Origin of the sequence: Marinobacterium sp. xm-g-48 (genome assembly GCF_013282925.1) — a bacterium.
Lineage (GTDB): Bacteria > Pseudomonadota > Gammaproteobacteria > Pseudomonadales > Balneatricaceae > Marinobacterium_E.
Window position 1 is genome coordinate 708,407 of sequence record NZ_WBYQ01000001.1, and the last position, 21,203, is coordinate 729,609.

A 21,203-nucleotide genomic window follows, 5' to 3' on the forward strand; every position below is an offset into this window, starting at 1 on the left:
ACCTGACCTCCTATTCTATTCCAACAAATTAATGGTCAATAACCGTTAGTGTTATCAAAGTGGCGCTATCATAACCTTTTCACTGCATAATCCACAGCGCTTGCTCTGAATTTCTATTATGAGTAACGTAATGATTGATGTAGCGCAGGTTAAACCTGTCAATTTAAATGGACATTGAGGATTATCAAATGTTTCAAGATATGACAAAGCTGTTCGAACAGAGTGTTGAATCATTTCAAGAGTTGGCGAAGGTTCAACAAGAGATGCTACAGCGCATTACCAATCAGCAGATTGAGTACACCCAGCAGTGTATCCAAGCGACCATGAATCAGGCTAATTCACTTCAGGGTCTAAAATCACCTGAAGAGTTCATCGAAGCGCAAAAAGAGTATACACAGCGCTTAGAGGCTGCACTTAAAGCGGCTGCTGAGCAGAATATGAAAACGGTTCAAAACGCCCAAGAGGAGATTCAAAAAATTGCCTCTCAATCGATGGGTGGCAAATAGTTTTTGATCCCTCTCATTTACGGAAGTACTACAGGCAATACTGAACGCGTAGCGCAACTCATGGTTGAGTGCTGGCCAGGGGAGGTGCCTCTAAAGCTAATTTCAATCGATAGCATGATTAATGCCGATGTTGAACAGGCTTCGTCACTGATTATTGGTGTGCCCACTTGGAACTTTGGTGAGTTACAAGAAGATTTCGAAGAAGTTTGGTCGAGTTTTTGTGAAATCGACTTCAGTGGCAAACGCGTAGCACTGTTTGGATTGGGTGATCAATTGGGATATGGCGATTGGTTTCTTGATGCGATGGGTACAGTTGCCGCACAGATTTCACAAAAGGGTGCTAAGCTGATAGGTGAATGGCCTGTCGAAGGTTACGATTTTGAGTCCTCAAAAGCGCTAATCCCTTGTGAGACTGCCTTCGTGGGTTTGGCCTTGGATGAGGATACACAGTCCTTTGAAACAAAAGACCGTGTTGAGCGTTGGCTCAATCTGATCTATCCACAATTGTAAGTTTAAGTGTTAACTCGGAGAGAGATTATGTCTTTGAAGAAAGTTGTATTAACGACTTTGTCTTGTGCTTTACTGGCTTCGCCTTTGGCACAGGCTGATCGAGCGGAAGATGCTATTGAATATCGCCAAGGGATCTTTAAAGCCTACGGTTGGCACTTTGGTGCTATGGGTGCCATGGTTCGCGGTAAGGTTGATTATGATGCAGAGCAATTTGCTCATCACGCTAAGTCGTTCTTAGCGGTAGCGCCGCTTGCGGCTGAGGGGTTTATCGAAGGTTCTGATTTTGGTGAAACGTCTGCCAAAGATGAGCTCTGGGAGAATTTAGATGATGTCAATCAGCGCTTTGTTGCTATGACTGAAGCCGCTGAAAAGCTAGTCGCTGTATCTGGCGGTGAATTGGCGGATGCCAAAGCAGCCTTTGGTGCTGTAGCGAAATCCTGCAAAGGGTGTCACGACAACTACCGCGAGAAACGTTAACCCTTTAATTCAGATCCAAAATAGGAGTGAGCTGACAGTCGCTCCTACTAGGATAGCTACAAAGAGAGGAATGCCGCCTCGAATCTTAGGTGCTTCCTCTTCACTCTCCTTTCTACCATGCAGCATGGCTTGCACCAGTTTTTCACCTTTGAAACGTTGATACCAAATAATGGCAGCCAGATGCAGGGCGACAAACAAAATCAATAGATTAAAAATCGCCTCATGCAGTTCCGTCATCGCTAGTTGAGCGTCGTAAGAGATTAGATAGGCTAATGGCCCTTCAATAAAAATGTCATCGTTACTAAACAGCCCCGTCGTCATCTGTAGAAACATTAAGCCTAGCAGGGCTATGACACTGAGTGCGCCAGCAGGATTATGTGTGTTGTAGTCTCTTTGCCCCTCTCCCTTGAGGTAGGCTATGACGCTGCTTGGACGTTTCACGAATTGGGAGAATCGAGAGGAGTCGCTGCCAATCACTCCCCAAATAATGCGGAATGTGATTAAGCCTGCAGCTACAAATCCAAAGCGAGTGTGCCAGATCATCCAGTTGCCACCTAATTCTGCACTCAGCCAGCTTAAGCCAAATAGCATGACTAGAAGCCAGTGAAAGAGTCGAGTGCTTAGATCCCAGACGGTGACAATTTTTTTCTGCATGTTGATAAGCTCGCTAATGAATACAAAATCACAATGTAAAAACTATATGGTATCCGGTTGATAGTGCATACCCAAGGAGTATCGCCCAACTCCATTTGAGGTGGGCTCTGAAAGTGTAGATGCCATTCGCCTGGCCCATCAGAGCCACACCTGCCGCTGAGCCAATCGATAGCAGAGAGCCACCAATGCCAATACAGAGGGTCGCCAATAGCCATTGGTTAGTCGACATCGGCATATCCATGCTCAGAATGGCGTACATCACGGGTATGTTATCGATCAATGAGGAGCTTAGGCCGATGATTAGATGGGTGGTGGTCTCTCCAAAGTTGCCGTAAAGCGACGTTGAGATCAGGGCTAAATAGCCCAGGGCAGCTAAACCACCAACGCTCAGTACAACGCCATAGAAGAACATTAATGTATCCCAGCTGGCGCGTTCAACCACTCGGAAATTATCAAAACGCATGACGACTTCACCGTGATCCCCTTTGAGGTGTTTTGTCATCGCACCCATGTGGTGTCCACGCAATTCACTCTCTTGCAACAGAGGATCCTGTTTTGACAATAGGTATCCATAAATCTTTAACGCGCCTAGCCCCGTCATCATTCCAATTACCGGGGGTAATTTCAGAAGTGAATGGATTAACACTGACGCCGTTATCGTGGCTAAAAAGAGTATCAGCATGCCGATCGCTCCAGGCTTCATGGATTGTTGTTCATGCGGGAGTTGCGCTGGGCCTGTCGGAAGATAATGGTTAAGCACTAAAGCAGGCACGAACCAGCTGATCAGTGCGGGAACAATAAGATGGGTAAATTCAAGGAATTTTAGTTTCTCCTGCTGCCAAACCATCAGTGACGTAATATCGCCGAAGGGGGAGAAAACGCCCCCTGCATTGGCGGCAATAACCACGTTGATCAAGCCGAGCACTACGAACGACGCTGTTCTGGTGCCAACAGCCATCACTACTGAGCCCATCAGTAGCGCTGTCGAGAGGTTGTCAGCAATGGGGGATAGGACAAAGGTCAACCCACCCGTGACCCAGAACACGGTTCTTAGGGAAAAGTCTCTAGCAATCAGCCAGCTACGCAATGCCAAAAATAGGTTGCGCTCCTCAAGGGCGTGGATAAATGTCATGGCGCTGAGCAGGAACAGAAAAAGCTCTGCGTACTCAAGCAGGGTCTGTTCCAGTAGTGCGCCAGCTTGCTCTGGTTGGCCATTGATGGAATAGCTAAGGCCGACTAATAACCAGATTAAACCAGCGGCCACCATCATCGGCTTGGATTTGGCTAGGTGAGTGCGGTCTTCGCTGATCACAAAATAGTACCCGACAAGGAAGGTGAGTACCGCTAGGTAGCCATATAGGGTGCCTGTTAAATCGATAAAATTTGTCATTCCCATACGATGGACTAGCTTGTCCGTTATCTCAATAGAGGTGCATGAAAAACGTTGAAATAAAGGCCGAGACGGTGATTTAAAGGTGAGGATAAATCCTGTAAAATGTGCCCCCTTTTTTAAGACCTTTTGGACATTTGCTCGACTATGGAAATTAATCCGATTGTTAACAGCCTTAAAGAGTATGCCGAACGCACTAAAGAGTTGCGTGGCTATCTCGAATATGACGAGAAGCTTGAGCGCTTTGAAGAGGTTGAGCGTGAGCTTGAAGATCCCAATATTTGGAATGATCAAGAGCATGCACAAAAGCTAGGTCGCGAACGATCAAGCCTTGAGTCTGTGATTAAGACCATCGATGAGCTGACTGAGGGGACTGCTGATTGCCTGGAGCTGCTGGAGATGGCAGTTGAAGAGGATGACGAAGATACCGTTGAAGAGGTTCGCAGTGAAGTTGAGCGTCTAGGCGGCATGTTATCGCAACTTGAGTTTCGCCGTATGTTCTCGGGTGAAGCGGATTCAAGTAACGCCTTCTTGGATATCCAGGCGGGTTCGGGTGGTACCGAGGCTCAGGATTGGGCCAATATGATGCTTCGAATGTTCCTTCGTTGGGGTGAGAGCAAAGGCTTTAAAACCGAGTTGATGGAAGTGTCTGACGGTGACGTGGCCGGTATTAAATCTGCAACGATTCGTTTTGAGGGTGAGTACGCCTTCGGTTGGTTAAGAACAGAAACGGGTGTTCACCGTCTCGTTCGTAAGAGCCCATTCGATTCTGGTGGTCGCCGCCATACCTCTTTCTCATCTGTCTTCGTCTCTCCTGAGATCGACGACAATGTTGAGATCGACATTAACCCGGCTGATCTTCGTGTCGATGTTTATCGTGCATCCGGTGCGGGTGGTCAGCACGTCAACCGAACTGAGTCGGCGGTCCGTATTACCCACGGTCCATCTGGAATCGTTGTACAGAGTCAGTCGCAGCGTTCGCAGCACCAGAATAAAGATAACTGTATGAAGCAGTTACGCTCCAAGCTTTACGAAATGGAGATGCTGAAACGTCGTGAGGCTGCCCAAGAGGTTGAAGATACTAAAGCCGATATAGGTTGGGGCAGTCAGATTCGCAGTTACGTACTGGATGATCAGCGTATCAAAGATCTTCGCACTGGCGTTCAATCGTCGAATTGTGATCGCGTGCTCGACGGCGATCTGGATATGTTTATTGAAGCTAGCTTAAAAGCTGGTCTCTAAAAGTTAACACAGGAAATAGACACCATGTCTGATAACACACAGCTTGATGAAAACCGCTTGATTGCAGAGCGCCGTGAAAAACTCTCTGCACTGCGTGAGCAGGGCCAAGCCTTCCCGAACACTTTTCGTCGCGACAGCTACGCAGAGGATCTGCAGTCTGAACACGGTGAGAAGAGCAAAGAGGGGCTAGAAGCTGCAGGCATTAAGGTCTCTATTGCCGGTCGAGTGATGCTCAATCGTGGCGCGTTCATGGTGATCCAAGATATGTCTGGCCGCATCCAGGCGTACGTTAACAAAGAGGCTCGTAGCTTTGCTAAGCAACTAGACCTTGGTGATATCGTCGGCATTAGCGGTGAATTGCACAAGTCAGGCAAGGGTGATCTCTACGTTGATATGGCAGAGTACCAGTTGCTGACAAAGAGCTTGCGCCCACTGCCAGATAAACACAAAGGGCTTCAAGATACTGAAATGCGCTACCGTCAGCGTTATGTTGATCTGATTACTAACCCTGAATCCCGTGATGTGTTTGAGACGCGTTTTAAGGTGATTGCCGCGATTCGTCAGTTCTTAAGCGAGCGCCGTTTCCTTGAAGCGGAAACGCCAATGCTTCAAGCGATTCCTGGTGGTGCATCGGCTCGTCCTTTTGTGACACACCACAACGCACTTGATATCGATATGTATCTTCGCATCGCGCCAGAGCTCTACCTGAAACGCCTGGTTGTCGGTGGTTTCGAGCGCGTATTTGAGATCAACCGTAACTTCCGTAATGAGGGTCTCTCAACACGTCACAACCCAGAGTTCACCATGATCGAGTTCTATCAGGCGTATGCTGATTACAAAGATCTAATGGACCTAACGGAAGAGATGCTTCGTACCGTTGCACAGCAGGTGCTAGGCACAACAACCATCATCAATACGGTTCGTAATGAAGAGGGTGAGGTGCTAGAGACGTTTGAGTACGACCTTGCTAAGCCGTTTACCCGATTGTCAGTATTTGATGCCATTCTGCAGTACAACCCTGATATCACAGCGGAAGCATTGGCGAATGAACATGCCGCTCGTCAGATTGCCGAGCGTCTGGACATCGACGTAAAAGATAGCTGGGGTCTGGGTAAAATCCAGATTGAGATTTTTGAAGAGACCGTTGAACACCTTCTGCAGCAACCAACCTTCATTACAGAATACCCTACCGAGGTCTCTCCTCTCGCTCGTCGAAGTGACGACAACCCATTTGTGACCGATCGATTCGAGTTCTTCGTCGCGGGTCGTGAGCTAGCAAATGGCTTCTCGGAGTTGAATGACGCTGAAGATCAAGCTGAACGTTTCCGCAAACAGGTCGCTGAGAAAGATGCAGGCGATGATGAGGCGATGCACTTTGACGCTGATTTCGTTGCGGCACTTGAGTATGGACTGCCACCAACAGCAGGTGAAGGGATCGGTATTGACCGTTTGGTGATGCTACTGACTGACTCACCATCGATTCGTGACGTCATTCTATTCCCTGCAATGCGTCCACGCGCTTAAGCGCAATTAAGCGTACAGAAGGGTTTTGCTGTGTTGTCGAGGCTGTTTCCCAAACAGAAGCGTGACTTCACAGCGAAGCGCTATCTCAGTATAAGCCTGCGAACTCTGCACCTTTTTGGGGTTGCAGGTTTTGCGGGCTTTTTCTTGTACGACTTACCCGAATCGCTTTGGCGGCCCTATGCCATACTGGCGCTGACGACTGGGTCCTTAATGCTACTGGTCGAACTCTACGTTGATGCAATTTGGTTGATTCAACTGCGGGGTTTGGCAGTCATTACTAAAATTTTTCTACTGTTGTTAGCGATGAACGCTCCTCACCTGACAACGGTGCTGTTCTGTCTGATCGTCATTATCTCAGGCTACTTCTCACATGCGCCTGGCAAGGTTCGATACTACTCACCCTTTTTCGGGCGAGTCATAAAAAGCTCAGCCGAACTTAGCTTTAATCAGTCGCATTCAAGGTAGGTGCCGATGCTTTCTAAGGGTTGGCAGCAGCTGCTGAAAGAGATATCCGAGACACCAAGCTATCAATCTCTTATGGCGTTTCTGGATCAACGAACAGCTGAGGGTGTCACAATATACCCACCTCAAGATCAGTGGTTTCGTGCTTTGGAGCTGACCCCGCTAGAGTCGACACGCGTCGTCATTCTTGGCCAAGATCCTTATCATCAGGCAGGCCAGGCGCATGGTTTAAGTTTCTCTGTCTTACCCGGTATTCAAGTGCCACCATCTCTGAGGAATATCTACAAAGAGTTGAGTAGTGATTTAGGAATAGCTGCACCAGAACATGGTTTTCTTGAAGCCTGGGCAGAGCAGGGAGTCCTTTTACTCAATGCGGTCCTTACGGTAGAGGATAACAACGCCAATGCACACCAAGGCAAGGGTTGGGAGAGTGTCACCGATCGTATCATTCAGCAGGTTAATGATAGCTCCATGGGCACGGTGTTTATCCTCTGGGGAAGCTATGCTCAGAAAAAGACGAGCATGATCGATCAGGCAAAGCATCTGGTGATTCAATCACCTCACCCTTCGCCTCTATCAGCACACCGAGGCTTTTTTGGTAGTCAGCCGTTTTCTAAAGCCAACAGTTGGCTCGCTGAGAAGGGGTTTTCTGAGATCAACTGGGAGCTGCCGGTGATAGGACAAGCAGATCTGTTCGGTTGATGGCTAACGCTTGGATTCAAATAGCTTTGGATCTAAGGTGTAAGGTAGTTCCAAAGCGTTTAGGGCTGCGCCACTCTCTGTAAAAATCGCACCCTCTTTTTCTGACTGTTGAATGACAGCAAGTAGAGAGGTTTGATCAGTTGAGCTAGTCAGTACTACGCTGCCGACCTCAACTTGGTCAGCATTAAACAGTGGCTCCCCAATGCTGATGGAATGGCCCTGCGGTAGCGTGAACCCGTACATCGCTTTTTTCAAAATACCGCGATGCTGTAGACGGGTTACTATCTCCTGACCGGTGTAACACCCCTTACTGAAGCTGACGCCATCAATGGCTTGTAAATTACACATCTGAGGAATGAATGTCTCTTGGGTGGCCTCTCTTAAATCGAAGATGCCAGCGCGGACATTGATCTCATACCAATCCTCTAATGAGCCGGTAGCATCCTTGGCCAATCTATTTTGTACTTCAAGATCGGTGGTCCAGAACTCAACGTGCTCGGCATCGATTTGAGCCGCAAAGGATCGGTCACTTTCAGAACTTTTAACAGGCTCTAAATAGTCGCTCGATAGGCAAAACCCATTGGCGCTATCTATGAAATTAAGCTGCACCTTGGAAAAGATGCTGTATTTCTTTAGGTTGTTAAAGGCGCTCTCGGCGATCTCTTGATGGACCCGCAGCCAAAAACATTCGTCACTGATGCGCATGACTCTGAAAAGCCCAACCATGCTTCCCTTAATTGAGCAGTGTGCGGCGATGAGGTGCTCACCGATGTTAAGTGCAGCCACATCGGCGGTTAGCTGGCCTTGTAAAAAAGAGGCTGCATCAACGCCTTCGACGGAGAACAGTTTGGCATCCGTTATCGCAATGTTCATAGCTCAGCTCACTAAAAAGGGTTGTGGTATCACTTAAGACTCTGTTTGATGGGCAATGACTTCACCCATCTTGACCGGTGCGCCGGCCGCTAGATGGTCGCGCCAATTGATTACGCCTTCAGGGTAGAGAAGGATCACCGTTGAACCGAGTTTGAATCGGCCCATTTCTGCACCTTTCTCCAGTAGAAGAGGGGCGTCAGCTTCTGTGCTAAACAGTTTCATAGCCTCTTTTTTGAGAGGGGCTACCTGGCCACTCCAGACGGTCTCTATACCGGCAACAATCATTGCGCCGACGAGTACCATCGCCATTGGGCCACGCTCTGTCTCAAATAGACAGACTAGGCGTTCATTACGAGCAAACAGGCTGTCAACATTGTTGGCTGTGGTTTGGTTGACCGAGAAAAGATCACCAGGAACGTAGTAGGCCTCTTTAAGTGCACCGGCTACTGGCATGTGTACGCGGTGGTAATCTTTTGGTGATAGGTAGATGGTCGCGAACTCGCCATTGATGAAGGGTTTTGCTCGCTCGGTACAACCACCCAGCAGAGAAACGGCGCTGTAACTATGTCCCTTTGCTTGCAAAATACGCCCATATTGAAGGGTTCCCATCTCTGAGATTGCCCCGTCAGCAGGCGACACCACGACATCTTCGCCCTCTGCAATCGGTCTAGCTCCCTCTTTAAGGGCGCGAGTGAAGAAGTCATTGAAGTTGATAAATTGTTCCGGTTGCTGGCGCTCCGCTTCACTCATATCGACGTTAAACTGTTTTATAAATCGCTGAATAATCCAGTTCTTAATACGGCTATTTGTGCACTCAGCTAGGCGGCCAACGGCACGTGATAACAAGTGCTGTGGCACGATGTATTGAAACAGAATGAACAGTTTATCTTTCACTAAAAACTCCGCCTGAGTGATTCTTTAAGTTGGGTTGTGATGATACCTGAGCTAGTGCTTTTTCACTATCGCACCGTGAAGTCAGATTCCAACATGGAATCCAAAATCTGTTTGTAACTGAAAAAGCGCTGCTCGCTGATGACGCCCATGTCGATCGCATCATAAAAAGCACAACCAGGCTCCTGTTCGTGCTTACAGTCTCTGAACTTGCAGTGGCCTGTGACCTGGCGAAACTCCTTAAATCCGTCAATCAGATCGTTGGGATCAATGTGCCATAGACCAAATTCACGGATGCCAGGAGAGTCGATGAGATCGCCCCCTTCGGGTATGTGGAATAGACGCGCGGTGGTTGTTGTGTGTTTACCGGTTCGATTCGACTCAGACAGGGCGCCCACTTTCAGATCAACGCCAGGCAGTAGCGCATTGACCAGCGACGATTTACCCACACCAGACTGTCCAACAAAGACGGTCGTGCGATCTTTTAAGAACTCGTGCAGCTCATCTAAGCCGTTGGAGTTCTCTGTGGATGCATAGATGGTGCGGTAGCCAATTTCGGCATAGCTATCCAGAAGAGGTATCAATCGTTCACGATGCTTGTCATCGAGTAGATCGGTCTTATTTAAGACAATAATAGGCTCTATGCCAGAGAGTTCAGAGGCAACTAAGTAACGATCAATCAGGTTGGCGTGCGCATGGGGTTCGACGGCGATGACTATTAATATTGCATCGATGTTGGCTGCGACTGGCTTCAACTCACCATGATTGTTTGGGCGCTTAAGTTCAGAGTGGCGATCCTCAACAGCGACGACCACACCCGCATCGGGGGAGGGACGCCAGATCACTCTATCCCCGGTCACCAATTGCCCTAGGTGGGTACGCATATGGCAGCGAATGATTTCACCGCTACGATCGCCATCTAAGGCTTCAATATCGACCTGTTTTCCGTAGTGCGAGATGATCAGGCCACGCTGTTCGGCACCTAAATCGCCCCCTTCGAGTTGTGAGTCGATTTGAGTGTCACGTTTATTGGCTCGAGCGGCACGCTCTTCTTGAATCTTCTTAATACGCCATGCTTGGCGGCGATTAACTTTACGTTGCGCCATTCAATCTCTGCTAAATCGCTGTGTTAGTCGGTATACTGTGCATCATACTTTGTTCATAAAAGATTAGACACTTTAAAGGGAGCTTTGGCATGTCACGACAAGATAATCTTATCTGGATCGATCTAGAGATGACGGGTCTGGATGTCGAGCGTGAGCGCATCATTGAGATGGCTGCGATTGTGACCGACTCTGAATTGAACACTCTAGCCGAAGGTCCTGTGATTACCGTTCACCAATCCGATGCACTGATTGATGCCATGGATGAGTGGAATACAAAGCAGCATGGTGGCTCAGGTTTGATTGAACGAGTTAAACAGAGCCGTACCAGTGAGTCCGAAGCAGAACAGCAGATGTTGGCGTTTTTGAGAGAGCATGTCGACCAGGGTACTTCGCCGATTTGTGGAAACTCTATCCATCAAGATCGTAAGTTTTTGCATCGTTACATGCCCGAACTAGAAGCCTTCTTCCACTACCGTAATTTGGATGTCAGCACGCTGAAAGAGCTGGCACGCCGCTGGCGCCCTGATGTGACTGAAAAGGTGGTTAAAAAGGGGGCTCATTTAGCCCTGGATGATATTCGTGACTCCATTGAAGAGTTAAAAGTCTATCGTGAGCACTTTTTACAGGTCTAAACGTTGAGCAAGTGGGAAATCGATAATTTTCAGTGCGTTCGCATCGGCCGTTCGATTTCTTAAATGCTCAACCGCCCATTGAGCGTGCTCTTTTATTAGCGCGCTCTCGTTAGAGGCTAAACAAGCTTCAAGCAGCTCAATGACTCTGTCACCACCCTTACTGTTGCCTAGGGCTACCGCAATGTTTCGTTTAAATCCCTGGTAGCCCGTTCTGCGAATGGCTGATCCTTCAGTTCTTTGTAGAAAGGTCTCTTCGCTCCACTGAAACAGCTCAATCAGATCGATATCGTCGAGTTGATGGCGTGGCGAGAAATCACACTCCTGGGTGTGCTGAGCAAAACGGTTCCACGGGCAGACCAGTTGGCAATCGTCGCAGCCAAAGATGCGATTGCCCATCAGCGGGCGTAACTCTTCTGGAATACTGCCAGAGTACTCTATGGTCAAATAGGAGATGCATCGTCGAGCATCCAGCTCATAGGGTTTGGGAAATGCGTTGGTGGGACAAACATCCAAACAAGCGGTGCATAATCCGCAGTGTGAAGCCGTTTCTGGTGGATCTATAGGTAGCTCGACATCGGTAAACAGTGAGCCCAAAAAAAACCAAGACCCCGCGCTTTTATTGAGCAGTAGTGTATTTTTGCCGATCCAGCCCAGACCAGCGTCACGAGCAAGCGGGCGCTCTAATATCGGAGCGCTGTCGACAAAAGGGCGGAAGTTAATCGTGGTTTGGCACTGCTCTTCTAACCACTGTCCAAGCTGTTTAATGCGTTTTCGAATCAACTTGTGATAATCACGCCCCAATGCGTAACGTGCTATGTAACCCTTGTCGGCATTGGTCAACGTTTTGAACAGGCTGACATCGGCGGGAAGGTAGTCCATACGCAGTAGAACAATACGCTGAGTGCCTTCAACCAGCAGGGTTGGATCGATTCGCTTTTCGAAATGTTCGGCAAGAAACCTCATTTCGCCATGGTAGTGCTTATCCAGCCAGCTACGCAGGTGGCTCGCTTCATGTTGTAGATCTGGCAGGGTGATTGCGCACTGCTGAAATCCAAGCTGCTTCGCTCTCTCTTTTAAACCTTCGGCAATATTGGACAGTTCGATCTTGTGCACGCGAGTCATTATCAGCTTGTTTTCATGATGAGGTGTTACTATACGTCAAATAAGTCAGCATCAGGAGTGCCTCGAATGAATGAGTCCCCAATTGGCTCTTCGCTCTTTACTGCCGCTCAATGCAAAGTGATTGATCGTTTGGCCATTGAGTCTATGCCGATACCGGGTTATCAATTGATGTGTCGTGCTGCACGATCGGCGCAACACTGGATCACACGACTCTATCCGAAGGCCAGCTCGTTTAATCTTGTATGTGGTGCCGGCAATAATGGTGGAGATGGACTGGCGTTAGCCAAACTGCTGTTTAAGTCAGGTCACGCTGTGACAATCACTCTGGCTAGCACTGATTTTGAAGTTCAGCTAAGCGGTGAAGCTTTAGAGGCTTGGAATGACCTGCCTGCTGACCTTCCAAAACGTCCCTTTGATCCGGCTGTTAATGACGAGTCAGATCTCATCGTGGATGCTCTGCTAGGGATTGGTCTGAATGGCGAGGTTCGCTCAGACTCAGCTGCTGTTATTCATTGGATCAACCGGCAGCAAAGGCCTGTTTTTTCATTGGATATCCCATCAGGTCTGTCGGCTGATACAGGATCAGTGCTGGGTTCTGCCGTTAAAGCCGATGCGACCTTGACCTTTATCGCTCCCAAGCAGGGGATGTTTATCAATCAAGCGCGTGACTATGTGGGTCGTGTGATGGTGGATAGCTTGGGCGTGCCAGCAGATCTCTTCCCAGAGTCACAGAGTCAATTGATCTCTGAACCGATGCATCGAATAGCTCCATTGAATCGCGCTGCGCACAAAGGCAGCCAAGGGTCCCTCGTAGTGATTGGCGGTGATTTTGGGTTTGGCGGTGCGCCGATGCTATCGAGTGAAGCTGCGCTCAGAACAGGGGCGGGGCGGGTCACGCTACTGACCAATAGTGAATCGGCGGTCACAGCGATGCTCTCTCGTACGCCAGAGGTGATGGTGCGTTTAGCCAGTGACATTGCGGCCTTTGAGTCGATGATTCAATCCATGGATGCCATCGCGATAGGGCCCGGTTTGGGGCAGAGCGATTGGGCTCTCAGCTGTTTAGAAAGGGTCAACTCTTTAGATAAACCGACTGTGGTGGATGCGGATGCACTGAACCTTATTGCACAGAATAAAGTTGGTTTTCATCCTCATGCTGTCTTTACGCCACACCCCGGTGAGGCTGCTAGATTGTTGGGCTGTTCTATAGCAGAAGTCCAGTCTGACCCTGTCAGGAGTGCATTTGCGCTTCAGAGCCAGTTGGGTGGTGTCATCGTGTTAAAAGGTGCCGGCAGCATTGTCTGCAATGGTCATAAAGCCTTTATCTGCAACCTAGGCAATCCAGGTATGGCAACGGCTGGGATGGGGGATCTGCTTTCTGGTATCATCGCAACGTTTTTGGCGCAGGGGTACTCTCTGTTAGATTCTGCGCAGATAGGTGTTTGGCTCCATGCTAAAGCGGGTGATATGGCCAGTGCCGAGGGTGAAAGAGGGTTGATTGCGACAGACCTTCTTCCTCATATCAGAAGTTTATTAGGGTAATGAATTCGTGACACAATCGATCTCATGGTCTCTTGCAGATGAGGCTGAAACAATCGCTGCTGGTGCATTGATTTCCCGTGCAATGAGTTCGGGGGTCCTCTTTCTGCATGGCAACCTTGGCATGGGCAAGACGACTCTTGCACGTGGTGTGATTCAGTCGTTAGGCCATCAAGGCGCGGTGAAGAGTCCTACCTATACGCTGGTAGAACCCTACGAGTTTGATGATCGTAGGGTCTATCACTTCGACCTTTACCGCTTGGGTGATCCTGAAGAGCTCGAGTATATGGGGATTCGCGACTATTTTGAGAACAGTTCGCTCTGTCTGGTCGAGTGGTCAGAGAAGGGCGAAGGTTTCCTGCCAGCTGCTGATCTAGATCTCTTCCTTGAACCCGAAGATTTGGGACGTAAAATAACAATCTTTGCTCGCACCGAGTTAGGGCAATCCACTGTGCAGAGACTCCAAGAATTGAGGTCTGTTAAGGCTTAATGATGTTATTAAGGAATCAATCAGCGTTGAATCAGTTTAAGAGACTCTTCTTTGGCTGCGCTCTGTTAGTGCTTCCTCTGCTCTCTTGGGCTGCTTCGGTTGATAGTTTGCGCCTGTGGCAGTCGCCTGACAGCACTCGACTGGTCTTTGATCTGGACAGCTCCACCGAACACTCGCTGTTTACCCTCGATAATCCGGATCGAATTGTTATCGATATACCCAAGGGTCGAGCGAAATCCAATTTTAGTACCGTTGATTTGACGGGAAGTCCTATCAGTCGCATTCGAACCGGTGAACAGAGTGATAAGTTGCGTATCGTTCTAGATCTAGCGCAACCGGTTAAACCCTCGAGTTTTACGTTAGCGCCCAATGAGAAGTATGGGGATCGATTGGTAATCGATCTGGCCCATCAAGGTGGAGCGCAATTAAAACCCACTGCTGCGCCTAAGCCTGTGACTTTGCCTACGGGGCAGCGCGAAATTGTTGTTGTTTTAGATGCGGGGCATGGTGGTGAAGATCCGGGTGCGCTTGGCCCCGGACGCCTTAAAGAGAAGCAGGTTGTTCTCGCCATCACCAAAGAGGTTAAAAAGCTGATTGATCAGCAGCCGGGCTTTCGTGCTGAGCTAACACGAACCGGTGACTACTTTATCCGCCTTCGTGATCGTACCAAGAAAGCGCGCCAAAAAAATGCCGACCTATTTGTATCGATTCATGCAGACGCCGCACAAAACAAACGGGCACGCGGAGCCTCTGTCTGGGTTCTTTCAAACCGCGGTGCCACCAGTGAGATGGGTCGTTGGCTGGCGAAAAAAGAGAACGCAGCTGATTTAATCGGCGGTGTCGGTAGTGTCAGTCTTGAAGATAAAGATGAGACGCTCGCCAGTGTGCTGCTGGATATGTCGATGACCTATGCGCGTACCAGTAGCTCAGAGGTGGCGCTAGCGGTTCATCAGAACATCGCGCGCTTTGCCAAAATGCACAAAAGCTACGTGGAGAAAGCGGGGTTTGTGGTGCTTAAATCTCCTGACATCCCCTCCATTCTTGTTGAAACGGGTTTTATTTCGAATTCACAAGAGGCTAAAAAGCTTCGTGATCCTAAGTACCAAAAGCGGATGGCGAAAGCGATTGCGGACGGCATTATTAGTCATTTTTGGAAGCGCCCGCCTGCGGCTACGCTTGTCGCCTCTTTGAAGGCTCAGGGGAAAGTGCCTAAGAATATCAATCGAAGCCATAAAGTGGTTCCGGGTGACAGTCTCTCAATGATTGCCGAGCGTAATGGCGTCAGTTTGGACGCACTGCGTCGTTATAATAATTTGAAGTCTGATCGTATTAGAGTGGGTCAGGTTCTAAAGATACCTGCAGGTTAATATGAGCAGTCGAATACATCTTTTATCGCCGCAGTTAGCCAACCAGATCGCTGCCGGTGAAGTGGTAGAACGCCCCGCATCCGTCGTCAAGGAGGTTTTGGAAAATGCCATCGATGCGGGTGCAGAAAAGATCTCGGTGGAGGTTGAACAGGGCGGTGTGAAGCTGATCCGTATTCGTGATGATGGTAAGGGGATCGATAAAGAGGATCTGCCACTGGCGTTGAGTCGTCATGCGACTTCAAAGATCACAGCGCTTGAGGATCTTGAAGCGGTGGCAAGCCTCGGCTTTCGCGGTGAGGCACTGGCCAGTATCAGTTCGGTCTCTCGTTTAACTCTCACGTCGCGCTCAGTCGATGATAATAGCGCCTGGCAGGTCAAGGCGGAGGGGCGGGACATGGTCGCTGAGGTATCACCTGCAGCTCATCCGCAAGGGACAACCGTTGAGATGCGCGACCTGTTCTTTAATACCCCTGCGCGCCGTAAATTTTTGAAGACAGAGAATACTGAGTATCGACACCTTGAAGAGGTGGTTAAACGTCTAGCATTGAGTCGTTTCGATCTTCAGTTTCAGCTCAGCAATAACAACCGTGTGGTGCATCAACTGAAGCCGGCCAACAGTGAGCAGATGCGAGAGCGCCGTATAGCCTTACTGTTAGGATCTGGCTTTATTGATAATGCACTCAGCTTAGACATCAGTGCAGAAGCTTCAGGTCTCAGATTGTGGGGTTGGATCGGTTTGCCAACCTATTCGCGCTCGCAAGCTGATCAGCAATATTTCTTTGTTAATGGACGTATCATTCGTGACAAACTGGTGACTCATGCTATTCGCCAAGCCTATGCAGACGTTCTCTATAACGGTCGACACCCTTGTTATGTTCTCTATCTAGAGCTCGATCCGGCGCTGGTTGATGTCAACGTACACCCAACCAAACATGAAGTTCGATTCCGAGAAGGGCGCTTAGTTCACGATTTCATATTCCGTACCATTCACCGGGTGATCGCGGAAACGCGTCCCGGTGAACAGAACAGCGATACCTCTGTGTCATCCCTTTTGCAGGGGCAGGCTCAACCGATTCAGCAGCAGTTTGATCAGCAGCGCATCTCACTTCAGTCAACCGGTTCAGGTACTGGGCTAGGTAGTAGCACTTCAGGGATTAACTTCTCTAATTACGTTCGACCTGCAACGCCATCAGCCGGTGAGGTGAAGCAGCAGCTAGCCGGTTATGGGGCTCTTCATCCTACCTCTACACTGAATCAGGATGGTTCATTGAACCCGTCGTCAGAGACTCAAGATATTCCCCCAATGGGTTTTGCATTGGCGCAACTGCATGGCATCTACATTTTGTCCCAAACTGCAGAAGGACTCATCTTGGTCGATATGCACGCCGCGCATGAACGTATTGTTTACGAGCGAATGAAGAGTGCATGGGAATCTGATGGATTGCGCAGTCAGCCGCTATTGGTTCCGGTTACTCTGAATTTAAGTGAAGCCGAAGTGGATATTGCTGAAGAGCGCTCCGAGGTGTTTGCTAAGTTAGGCTTCTCTGTTGAGCGAATGGGCCAAGAGTCTGTTGTGATTCGTGAAGTGCCTGTTGCACTGGCTCGATCGGATGTTTCGCTCTTGGTTCGTGATGTTCTATCCGATATGAAGGTTTATGGCAGTAGCAGCCGTATTGAAGAGAGCATTAATGAGCTGTTGGCGACCATGGCATGCCATGGCTCGGTTCGGGCCAACCGCCAGCTTACGCTACCAGAGATGAATGCTCTATTGCGTGATATGGAAGCGACTGAACGAAGTGGTCAGTGCAACCACGGCCGTCCTACCTATGTGCAGATGACCATGAATGAGCTGGATAAGCTCTTCCTAAGGGGGCAGTAGTGGCCGAAAAGTTGCCAGTACTCTTTTTGATGGGGCCAACAGCCTCAGGCAAAACGGACCTTGCCCTTAATCTGTTTGATCATATGGACGTTGAGATTATCAGTGTTGATAGTGCTCTTATATACCGAGAGATGGATATTGGTACGGCCAAACCTGATCGCGAGACATTGGAAAAGTACCCGCATGCGTTGGTGGATATTTTAGATGCAACAGAGGTCTATTCAGCCTCAGACTTTGCTGAGGATGCACGTCAATTAATCGATCAAGCACACGCGCAGGGCAAGTTGCCTGTTCTTGTGGGGGGGAGCATTCTCTACTTTAAGGCGTTGGCAGAAGGGTTGGCAAAACTCCCCGAAGCCAATGCAGAGATCAGAGCGGAGATTGAGGCTCAGGCTGAGCAGGAGGGTTGGCCGGCCGTTCACGCTCGCTTAGCTCAGTTAGATCCGGCTTCGGGTGAGCGTTTGGGGCCCAACGATCAACAGCGAATCCAGCGTGCATTGGAAGTCTTTCTGATGACAGGCCGAAGTATTGAGAGCCACTGGCAGGAACAGAAAGCCCTAGAGTTGCCGTGGAACCTCATTCCCGTCGCGTTAATGCCAGAAGATCGCGCTCAACTGCATCAGCGTATTGAGCTGCGTTTCAAGCTGATGTTGGAGCAAGGCTTTGAGGCGGAAGTGGTTAGGCTTCGTCAGCGTGGGGATCTGAATCTGAATCTGCCTTCAATGCGTTGTGTTGGTTATCGCCAAATGTGGCAGTATTTGGAGGGTGAGTTGGATTGGCAAGAGATGCACCATAAAGGAGTGGTAGCGACACGTCAGCTAGCTAAACGTCAGATGACATGGTTGCGCAGCTGGCAGGGTGCAGAGGTGATTGATCCCTTTGGTGAAAATCTTTTTAAGAAAACTTTGGCATTGATTCCACGAATCTAATATCATTTTCTCTCTACGTAATGGCTGTATCGAGGATTGTCTCGAGCCTGAAATATTGGGCGGCGGTCGTAGAGTCTTAATAACGATTACTCTAAAGGTGATGACTATGTCAAAAGGGCAAACCCTACAAGACCCTTACTTGAACGTTTTGCGCAAAGAGCGCGTTCCAGTATCAATCTTCCTAGTAAACGGCATCAAGCTACAAGGCCAAATTGAGTCTTTCGATCAATTTGTCATTCTGCTTAAAAACACCGTTAGCCAGATGGTTTACAAACACGCTGTTTCGACAGTGGTTCCATCTCGTCCTGTAAAACTACCTCAGGTTGACGAAAAGCCAGCTGACTGAGGTTTCTAATTGTTTTTCGATCGTCCCGAATCGGGCGAGACAGCGATTCTCGTCCACATTGATTTCCCTGGACCTAATGCGAATGACAATCCTAGAGAGCTAGAAGAGCTGGCTCTCTCTGCCGGTGCTGATCCCGTTGAGTATCTCTTCGGGACTCGCTCCGAACCCAGTTCAAAATTCTTTTTAGGCAAAGGTAAGGTTGAAGAGCTTGCAGAGCTCGTGCGCCTGCATGATGCCAAACTGGTTATCTTTGATCATTCTCTAACCCCCGGCCAAGAACGAAATATCGAACGTGAAATTGAGTGTCGAGTACTTGATCGTACAGGCCTGATTCTTGATATTTTCGCACAACGCGCTCGAACCCATGAGGGGAAGCTGCAGGTTGAGTTGGCTCAGCTTGAACATATGTCGACTCGCCTAATCAGAGGTTGGACCCACCTTGAGCGTCAAAAGGGTGGTATCGGTCTGCGTGGCCCTGGTGAAACCCAGCTTGAAACCGACCGACGTCTACTGCGCGCCAGAATTAAAGCGATTACCGGTCGCCTAGAGAAGGTTCGTAAGCAGCGAGAACAGGGCCGTAGAGCACGTGCCCGTGCAGAGATTCCGACTCTCTCTTTGGTTGGTTACACCAACGCAGGTAAATCGACACTGTTTAATCGAATTACCGAAGCGGACGTCTATGCAGCCGACCAGCTGTTTGCGACACTCGATCCAACCCTAAGAAAGTTAGAGCTAAGTGATATTGGTTCAGTTATTTTGGCTGACACGGTTGGATTTATCCGAGACCTCCCCCATAAACTAGTAGAGTCCTTTCGTGCGACCCTTCAAGAGACGGTTGAAGCTACACTGCTTCTTCATGTCATTGATGCGGTAGATGAAGAGCGTCGTGAGCACATTGCACAAGTTAATAATGTGTTACACGAGATAGGAGCGGATGAAGTTCCTACACTGGAGGTCTACAATAAAATTGATGGACTCGAGGGTGTAGAGCCTCGTATCGATCGAGATGATCAAGGCGTGCCTGTTCGGGTTTGGTTATCGGCTAGAACCGGTGTAGGTACTGATCTTCTTGTTCAAGCGCTGCGCGAGCGTCTGGCCAATGATATGTTCCACGAGATTGTGGAGCTTGATCATAATCAGGGGCAGTTCAGAGCCATGTTGTTTGCACAAAACGCGGTGGTCGATGAACAGTTTACCGATGACGGTCGTATTAGGTTAGAGGTAAGGCTCCAAGAGAAGGAGCTGAGAAAGATTTTAAGCCGTTTAGATATTCCGCATGAGCGCTATCTGCCGGCTGAAGAAGAGCAGTGGTAACAAGTTTAGCTTGTTTTAGATTTTTAAAGTAATGGAGCAATACTATGGCTTGGAATGAGCCCGGTGGTCGTAAAGACAACCAGGATCCATGGAACTCAGGTGGCAATAATGGCCGCCGTGGTGGATCAGGCGGCCCTGAACAGGGACCACCCGATCTAGATGAAGCGTTGCAGAAGCTGCAAGAACGCTTGAACTCTATCTTTGGCGGTAAACGCTCTGGTGGTTCTGGTGGTTCTAATGGTGGTGATGTTAAAGGACCTGGTGCAGGTTTTTTCGGCATCATTGCTCTGGTTGTAGTGGTTGCTTGGGCTGGCTTTGGTTTCTACACAGTCGATCAACAGGAACGTGGTGTTGTTCTGCGCCTTGGTAAGTACCATGAAACTGTACAGCCAGGTCTGCAGTGGAACCCGCCACTACTGGATGAAGTCACTAAGGTGAATGTGACTCGAGTTCGTACCCACGACCACGGCTCTTTGATGCTGACTCGTGATGAGAACATCGTAAATGTAGAGATGACGGTTCAGTATGTGATCAGTGATCCACGTGCATTTGTTCTTAATGTTCGTGACCCTGAAACCAGTCTGTCACATGCATCTGAATCATCACTTCGCCATACGGTTGGTTCGACTAACCTGGACGGCATCTTGACCGAAGGTCGTGAGATTCTCGCGACACAGGTTCAGGCACGTCTACAAAGCTACATGGACAGTTACGGCACAGGTCTTGCTCTTTCACGTGTCAATATCAAAAACGCAACCGCACCACAGCAGGTTCAAGATGCGTTTGATGACGTGATCAAAGCGCGTGAGGATGAGCAGCGTGTTAAAAACGAGGCGGAAACTTACGCTAACGGTATTGTTCCGGAAGCTCGTGGTACCGCTCAGCGTGTGATCGAAGAAGCGAATGCTTACAAAGAGGAAGTCGTTGCTCGAGCAAGCGGTGAAGCTGATCGTTTCACATCACTTCTGCAAGCATATCAGATGGCTCCTGGTGTCACCCGTGAACGTCTCTACATCGATATGATGCAAGAGGTGTTGGGCAAAACGCCTAAGGTGATGGTGGATGTCGATGGTGGTAATAACATGATGTACCTACCGCTGGATCAATTGATGAAGCGCCAAGCAGATACCATTGCTAACACGCCACGCTCTGTGCGTTTAGATGACTCCAGCATGCGTGAGTTAACGCAGCAGGTGATTAACCGCATCGGCAGCTCAAGCACTAGTACACTACGGGAGGGTCGTTAAT

22 protein-coding genes are annotated in these 21,203 nt (G+C 49.1%); 16 read left to right on the forward strand and 6 right to left on the reverse strand.

The genetic code is table 11. The features are described 5' to 3' along the window. The first annotated feature begins 188 nt into the window (after window positions 1–188). Genes XMG48_RS03680 through XMG48_RS03690 form a run of 3 tightly spaced genes read left to right on the forward strand, consistent with a single transcriptional unit; the run spans window position 189 to window position 1,493 of the window. Entirely contained in the window at window positions 189–506 is a 318-nt protein-coding gene (locus XMG48_RS03680) for a phasin family protein (protein WP_173480682.1), read from the forward strand. 3 nt (window positions 507–509) lie between these two features. Then, window positions 510–1,016: a flavodoxin gene (locus tag XMG48_RS03685; RefSeq protein WP_173480683.1), complete on the forward strand. Its 507-nt coding sequence runs from the start codon at window positions 510–512 to the stop codon at window positions 1,014–1,016. Between the two features lie 27 nt (window positions 1,017–1,043). Further along, a complete protein-coding gene (locus XMG48_RS03690; protein WP_173480684.1) occupies window positions 1,044–1,493 on the forward strand; it encodes a cytochrome c in 450 nt (149 codons plus the stop codon). Window positions 1,494–1,502: 9 nt separating this feature from the next. Here the strand turns inward: XMG48_RS03690 and XMG48_RS03695 are convergent, their stop codons facing one another. Together XMG48_RS03695 and nhaD are read right to left on the reverse strand one after the other, a co-directional pair. Then, on the reverse strand, window positions 1,503–2,147 hold the full coding sequence (locus XMG48_RS03695; protein ID WP_173480685.1) for a cytochrome b/b6 domain-containing protein: 645 nt from the start codon (window positions 2,145–2,147) through the stop codon (window positions 1,503–1,505). 28 nt (window positions 2,148–2,175) lie between these two features. Further along, entirely contained in the window at window positions 2,176–3,543 is a 1,368-nt protein-coding gene (gene nhaD / locus XMG48_RS03700) for a sodium:proton antiporter NhaD (protein ID WP_173480686.1), read from the reverse strand. Window positions 3,544–3,684: 141 nt separating this feature from the next. On the opposite strand from nhaD, the gene prfB reads away from it, so the two are divergent. The 4 genes from prfB to ung are packed head-to-tail and all read left to right on the forward strand — an operon-like array spanning window position 3,685 to window position 7,467. Then, window positions 3,685–4,779 carry a peptide chain release factor 2 gene (prfB, locus tag XMG48_RS03705; protein ID WP_173480687.1) on the forward strand — a complete coding sequence of 365 codons (1,095 nt, stop codon included), beginning with the start codon at window positions 3,685–3,687 and terminating at the stop codon, window positions 4,777–4,779. A gap of 24 nt (window positions 4,780–4,803) precedes the next feature. Next, complete coding sequence (gene lysS, locus XMG48_RS03710) at window positions 4,804–6,303, forward strand: lysine--tRNA ligase (RefSeq protein WP_173480688.1); 1,500 nt, start codon at window positions 4,804–4,806, stop codon at window positions 6,301–6,303. A 30-nt stretch (window positions 6,304–6,333) separates the two neighbouring features. Beyond that, a complete protein-coding gene (locus tag XMG48_RS03715) occupies window positions 6,334–6,768 on the forward strand; it encodes a hypothetical protein (protein ID WP_173480689.1) in 435 nt (144 codons plus the stop codon). A 6-nt stretch (window positions 6,769–6,774) separates the two neighbouring features. After that, a complete protein-coding gene (gene ung / locus XMG48_RS03720; RefSeq protein WP_173480690.1) occupies window positions 6,775–7,467 on the forward strand; it encodes a uracil-DNA glycosylase in 693 nt (230 codons plus the stop codon). 3 nt (window positions 7,468–7,470) lie between these two features. Here ung and XMG48_RS03725 read toward each other — a convergent pair whose 3' ends face one another. The 3 genes from XMG48_RS03725 to rsgA form a co-directional block, all read right to left on the reverse strand. Beyond that, a complete protein-coding gene (locus tag XMG48_RS03725) occupies window positions 7,471–8,340 on the reverse strand; it encodes a folate-binding protein YgfZ (RefSeq protein WP_173480691.1) in 870 nt (289 codons plus the stop codon). A gap of 33 nt (window positions 8,341–8,373) precedes the next feature. Further along, window positions 8,374–9,234, reverse strand: coding sequence for an archaetidylserine decarboxylase (gene asd / locus XMG48_RS03730; protein WP_173480692.1), 861 nt, complete (start codon window positions 9,232–9,234; stop codon window positions 8,374–8,376). Window positions 9,235–9,299: 65 nt separating this feature from the next. Further along, complete coding sequence (gene rsgA / locus XMG48_RS03735; protein ID WP_173480693.1) at window positions 9,300–10,337, reverse strand: small ribosomal subunit biogenesis GTPase RsgA; 1,038 nt, start codon at window positions 10,335–10,337, stop codon at window positions 9,300–9,302. Between the two features lie 89 nt (window positions 10,338–10,426). Between rsgA and orn the strand changes: the two genes are divergently transcribed. Continuing rightward, window positions 10,427–10,969, forward strand: a complete 543-nt coding sequence (gene orn, locus XMG48_RS03740; protein WP_173480694.1) for an oligoribonuclease — start codon at window positions 10,427–10,429, stop codon at window positions 10,967–10,969. On the opposite strand, the gene queG is transcribed toward orn, so the two are convergent. Beyond that, the gene (gene queG, locus XMG48_RS03745; RefSeq protein ID WP_173480695.1) at window positions 10,958–12,091 is read right to left on the reverse strand and encodes a tRNA epoxyqueuosine(34) reductase QueG; all 1,134 of its coding nucleotides are present in this window, start codon (window positions 12,089–12,091) and stop codon (window positions 10,958–10,960) included. The two genes, orn and queG, sit on opposite strands and share 12 nt — an antisense overlap. 66 nt (window positions 12,092–12,157) lie before the next feature. Between queG and XMG48_RS03750 the strand changes: the two genes are divergently transcribed. From XMG48_RS03750 to hflK, 8 genes are all read left to right on the forward strand, one after another. After that, complete coding sequence (locus tag XMG48_RS03750; protein WP_173480696.1) at window positions 12,158–13,633, forward strand: NAD(P)H-hydrate dehydratase; 1,476 nt, start codon at window positions 12,158–12,160, stop codon at window positions 13,631–13,633. Between the two features lie 7 nt (window positions 13,634–13,640). Then, window positions 13,641–14,120, forward strand: a complete 480-nt coding sequence (gene tsaE / locus XMG48_RS03755) for a tRNA (adenosine(37)-N6)-threonylcarbamoyltransferase complex ATPase subunit type 1 TsaE (RefSeq protein WP_173480697.1) — start codon at window positions 13,641–13,643, stop codon at window positions 14,118–14,120. Window positions 14,121–14,146: 26 nt separating this feature from the next. Beyond that, a complete protein-coding gene (locus tag XMG48_RS03760) occupies window positions 14,147–15,487 on the forward strand; it encodes an N-acetylmuramoyl-L-alanine amidase (RefSeq protein WP_254443546.1) in 1,341 nt (446 codons plus the stop codon). A 1-nt stretch (window position 15,488) separates the two neighbouring features. Continuing rightward, window positions 15,489–17,366 carry a DNA mismatch repair endonuclease MutL gene (gene mutL, locus XMG48_RS03765; RefSeq protein WP_173480699.1) on the forward strand — a complete coding sequence of 626 codons (1,878 nt, stop codon included), beginning with the start codon at window positions 15,489–15,491 and terminating at the stop codon, window positions 17,364–17,366. Continuing rightward, complete coding sequence (miaA, locus tag XMG48_RS03770; protein WP_371731408.1) at window positions 17,366–18,295, forward strand: tRNA (adenosine(37)-N6)-dimethylallyltransferase MiaA; 930 nt, start codon at window positions 17,366–17,368, stop codon at window positions 18,293–18,295. The genes mutL and miaA overlap by 1 nt, the downstream gene beginning before the upstream one ends. Before the next feature lie 106 nt (window positions 18,296–18,401). Further along, complete coding sequence (hfq, locus tag XMG48_RS03775) at window positions 18,402–18,641, forward strand: RNA chaperone Hfq (RefSeq protein ID WP_173480700.1); 240 nt, start codon at window positions 18,402–18,404, stop codon at window positions 18,639–18,641. 9 nt (window positions 18,642–18,650) lie between these two features. After that, entirely contained in the window at window positions 18,651–19,955 is a 1,305-nt protein-coding gene (gene hflX, locus XMG48_RS03780) for a ribosome rescue GTPase HflX (RefSeq protein WP_173480701.1), read from the forward strand. Window positions 19,956–19,999: 44 nt separating this feature from the next. Beyond that, window positions 20,000–21,202, forward strand: coding sequence for an FtsH protease activity modulator HflK (hflK, locus tag XMG48_RS03785; protein ID WP_173480702.1), 1,203 nt, complete (start codon window positions 20,000–20,002; stop codon window positions 21,200–21,202). Window position 21,203 lies beyond the last annotated feature (1 nt).